Source organism: Nostocoides sp., assembly GCF_035343835.1.
Lineage (GTDB): Bacteria > Actinomycetota > Actinomycetes > Actinomycetales > Dermatophilaceae > Nostocoides_A > Nostocoides_A vanveenii.
On sequence record NZ_DAOQZV010000278.1, the window covers coordinates 1 to 3,820 of the forward strand.

Below are 3,820 nucleotides of genomic sequence, written 5' to 3' on the forward strand. Positions count from 1 at the left end.
GGCCCGGGCCGAGCGCGACGACCCCCGCGCGGATGGCGGCGTTCAGGCCGCCCCCCGGATCGGTGAGCACGCGCGCGCCGACGCCCTCGGCATACCCGCGGATGTCGTCATCGCCGGTGACGACGAGGAGCCGGTCGGCACCCACGGCCAGGGCCGCCATCTCGAGCGTGTCACGGGCGAGAGCGCGACTCAACGCCGCGCGTTGGGGATGGTGCAGACGCGACTTGCCGTTGGGCGCTCCCTGCGCCGGGATGACGACCCGCCACCCCTGGGCGCGCGCGTCGGGCGGTGTCATGCCGGTGATGATGTCATGGCGGAAGTAGGCTGCCGGGCGGCCCGCTAAGCGGGCCGGCCCCGGTGTCGCAGGCACGAGATAGAGGTTCAATGGCGAAGACGACCCAGCAACGCGACTTGCCGCGGGCCTACAAGTTCGTCGTTCGCGTGCTTCGGCCGTTGCTCATGGTGCTGACCAAACGCGACTGGACCGGAGTGGAGAATCTCCCGGGCGAGGGCGGGTTCATCGCCTGCCCGAATCACTTGTCGCACACGGATTTCGTCATGTTCGGGCATCTGATGTACGACGTCGGCCGCCCGGTGCTCTTCCTCGGCAAGTCGAGCGTTTTCGAATATCCGGTGATCGGTTGGATCGTGCGGCGGGCCGGGCAGATCCCGGTCTATCGCGGCAGTTCGCGGGCGATCGACGCCTACCGAGCGGCCGTCGATGCGGTCCGGGCCGGCGCCGCCGTCGCGATGTATCCCGAGGGCACATTGACGCGCGATCCCGACCTGTGGCCGATGCGCGGCAAAACGGGTGCCGCGCGGGTCGCCCTGGAGACGCGCTGCCCGGTGATCCCGGTGGCGATGTGGGGGCCGCAGGAGTTGATGATGCCGTACGGCCGCTCGGTCCACCTCTTTCCGCGCAAGACGATGCGCATCGACGTCGGCACCCCGGTCGATCTGAGCGATCTGTATGACGCTCCTGACCAACGTGTCGCCGCCAGCGAGGCGACCGACCGGATCATGGCGGCGCTCACGGCACAGGTGGCCGCCCTGCGCGGCCAGGAGGCGCCGCCGGTGCGCTACGACCCGGCCGCGCACGGGATGACCGAATTTGGGCGGCCAGAGCGTAAGGACGGCTGAGGTGGCGGGAACCGTCGCTCAGCTGCCGGCCGCAGCGAGCGCGGTGACGATATCGGTCCAGATGTCCTCGACGTCCTCGATGCCGACACTGATGCGCACCAAGGTCTCCGGTGTCGTCACCGGCTCGTTGGGGATGGCGCGACGGCGCTCCCACTGGGTCTCGACGCCGCCGAGTGAGGTCGAGTTGCTGATCAGGGTGGCCGCGGCGCACACGGCATCTGCGCTCTCGGCATCGCCCGCGAGTTCGATCGAGATCATCGCGCCGAAGCCGGGGTAGCGCACGCGCGATACTCCGGCGAGGTCGCCGAGACGGGCGGCCAGAATCGCGGCATTGCTGCACGCCCGGTCGAATCGGACTGCGAGAGTGCGGATTCCGCGGGTGGCTAGCCAGGCTTCCATCGGGCCGGGGATCGCGCCGCCCAGAGTGCGCGCCGACAGCAACGCGGCGTGCAAGTGCGCGTCGCGGGTGACCAACGCGCCGAGGACCACATCGGAGTGGCCCGAGAGGTATTTCGTTGCCGAGTGCAACACGATGTCGGCGCCGAGTTCGAGCGGGCGTTGCAGGAGCGGGGTGGCGAAGGTGTTGTCGACGACGACCACGGCGCACTCGCGCTGCGCGACGTCGGCTGCCGCGGCGAGATCGGCGACCTGGAGCAATGGGTTGGTCGGTGATTCGAGCCAGACGAGCGCGGCGCCCGGGATCGCTGCGGCCACGGCATCGGCGTCGCTGACATCGACCCAGCGCACGAGCCATCGGCCGGCAGTCTCGCCCTCGCGCAGCACGGTGTCCACGCCGTTGTATGCCCCGGCCGGCGCCACGATCGTCGCCCCGTGCGGCACGAGCGTCAGCGCGGCGCTCGCCGCCGCCATACCCGAGGAGTAGAGCAGGGCCTCGCCGCCTTCGAGTGCGCCGAGCACCTCCTCGAAGGCGCTCCACGTGGGGTTGCCCGCGCGGGCATACCGCAGGTCGGTGCCGACGACATAGGTCGATGTGAACGTCGGGGGGATCACAACGCCGGCGCCGGGCTCGGCCGGCGGCCGGCCGGTGGCGACCACCGTGGTCGCCGGACGGGACGCGGACTGGGGTCTCGACATACGGGCGACAATAGGCCGTCACGTCCGGGACGGGCGCGCAGGCCCGGGATAGTGTCGAGCGTGATGAGTGCAATGGACAACGCGCAGAGCAAGATCCGGGTCGCCCTGCTCTTTGGCGGGCGCTCCTCCGAACACGCCGTCTCGTGCGCGACCGCCGGGGGTGTGCTGCGCGCGATCGACCGCCGCCGGTATGACGTGCTCCCGATCGGGATCGCGCCCGACGGTCGGTGGGTGCTTCTTCCCGACGACCCCGAGCCCCTGGAGTTGCGGCGCGGCCACGTGCCGGCGGTCCCGGAGAGCGCACCCGGTGTCGTCGTGCCCACGAGCACGCGCGAACGCGGGCTGCGCGTGCTCGATCGCGGCGAGATGCCGCAGGAGCTCGGCGATGTCGACGTCGTCTTCCCCCTGCTGCACGGCCCGTTCGGTGAGGACGGGACGGTTCAGGGGATGCTCGAACTCGCCGACATCCGGTATGTCGGCAGCGGCGTCCTCGCGTCGGCGGCCGGCATGGACAAGCACTTCATGAAGGTCGTCTTCGCCGGCGCGGGACTGCCGGTGGGGCCGTTCACGGTGATCACCGATGCGCAGTGGCGTCACGACCCGGCGGCTGCGCGGGATGCGGTGGCCGGTCTCGGTATGCCCGTCTTCGTCAAGCCGGCCCGGGCCGGGTCGTCGATGGGCATCACCAAGGTGACCTCGATGGACGATCTCGACGCGGCGGTTGAGAACGCCCGGCAGCATGACCTGAAGGTCGTGGTCGAGGCCGGGATCGTCGGGCGCGAGATCGAGTGTGGCGTGCTCGAGGGTCATGACGGCGCCCCGCCTCGGACGTCGCGGGTGGGCGAGATCGTCGTGCGCTCGGGGCATGGTCACGACTTCTACGACTTCGAGGCGAAATATCTCGACACCGACGACTCGGTCGAGCTGACCTGCCCCGCTGATGTGCCGGCGGATATCGAGGCGCGCATCCAGGAGTTGGCGGCGCGGGCCTTCCTCGCCCTCGGCTGCGAGGGGCTGGCCCGGGTGGATTGCTTCTACACCGAACGCGGTGATGTGCTGATCAACGAGATCAACACGATGCCCGGCTTCACGCCCTATTCGATGTATCCGCAGATGTGGTTGGCGAGCGGGCTGACCTATCCAGAGTTGATCGACGAGTTGATCACGCTCGCGCTCGAACGTCCGGTCGGCCTGCGCTGACGGCCGACGCCACGGGATCAGGGTCGCCCTAACCCGCCGAAGTGCCCACGCAGCGTCGGCCGGTGGCCGGCAGCGTGGCCACGGCCGCATCGAAATCGGTGAGCAGCATCGGCTCCGGCGCGTAGGCCCTCGGGATCAGCACCTCGACGGCCGGATCCGTGCCGAAGGTGGTGAAGGCGGCCCCATCGCTCAACTCGCGGATGATCCAGTCCGTGCCGTCGACCGTGATGCACGGATCCGTCGTCGGCCCGGGCGGCGTCAAACCGCATCGGGCGATCACGGCGGGATCACCCCACGCGGCGACCGCCGGGTCGGCCGGGTCGGTCAAGCGCGCGGTGAGCTCGCCGAGAGCGGTGGGCCACGGCATACGGGCACAGGCGGCGGC

The 3,820-nt window shown here is 70.2% G+C and carries 4 protein-coding genes and 1 pseudogene; 2 read left to right on the top strand and 3 right to left on the bottom strand.

Annotated features, from left to right (window positions below; translation table 11 throughout):
- A pseudogene (locus PKH97_RS14700) lies at positions 1–295 on the bottom strand (hypothetical protein); the annotation flags it as partial.
- A gap of 89 nt (positions 296–384) precedes the next feature.
- On the opposite strand from PKH97_RS14700, the gene PKH97_RS14705 reads away from it, so the two are divergent.
- Complete coding sequence (locus tag PKH97_RS14705) at positions 385–1,140, top strand: lysophospholipid acyltransferase family protein (RefSeq protein WP_324388319.1); 756 nt, start codon at positions 385–387, stop codon at positions 1,138–1,140.
- A gap of 18 nt (positions 1,141–1,158) precedes the next feature.
- On the opposite strand, the gene PKH97_RS14710 is transcribed toward PKH97_RS14705, so the two are convergent.
- Positions 1,159–2,235 carry an aminotransferase class I/II-fold pyridoxal phosphate-dependent enzyme gene (locus tag PKH97_RS14710; protein ID WP_324388320.1) on the bottom strand — a complete coding sequence of 359 codons (1,077 nt, stop codon included), beginning with the start codon at positions 2,233–2,235 and terminating at the stop codon, positions 1,159–1,161.
- A gap of 63 nt (positions 2,236–2,298) precedes the next feature.
- Between PKH97_RS14710 and PKH97_RS14715 the strand changes: the two genes are divergently transcribed.
- A complete protein-coding gene (locus PKH97_RS14715) occupies positions 2,299–3,435 on the top strand; it encodes a D-alanine--D-alanine ligase family protein (protein ID WP_324388321.1) in 1,137 nt (378 codons plus the stop codon).
- A gap of 28 nt (positions 3,436–3,463) precedes the next feature.
- Here the strand turns inward: PKH97_RS14715 and PKH97_RS14720 are convergent.
- The coding region (locus PKH97_RS14720; protein WP_324388323.1) for a DUF3515 family protein at positions 3,464–3,820 on the bottom strand (357 nt) is incomplete at its 5' end.

What these genes read in the sequence shown, in the direction of transcription:
- PKH97_RS14715 (WP_324388321.1), top strand. Translation starts at nt 2,299, where the DNA reads ATGAGTGCAATGGACAACGCGCAGAGCAAGATCCGGGTCGCCCTGCTC.
- PKH97_RS14705 (WP_324388319.1), top strand. Translation starts at nt 385, where the DNA reads ATGGCGAAGACGACCCAGCAACGCGACTTGCCGCGGGCCTACAAGTTC.
- PKH97_RS14710 (WP_324388320.1), bottom strand. Translation starts at nt 2,235, where the DNA reads ATGTCGAGACCCCAGTCCGCGTCCCGTCCGGCGACCACGGTGGTCGCC.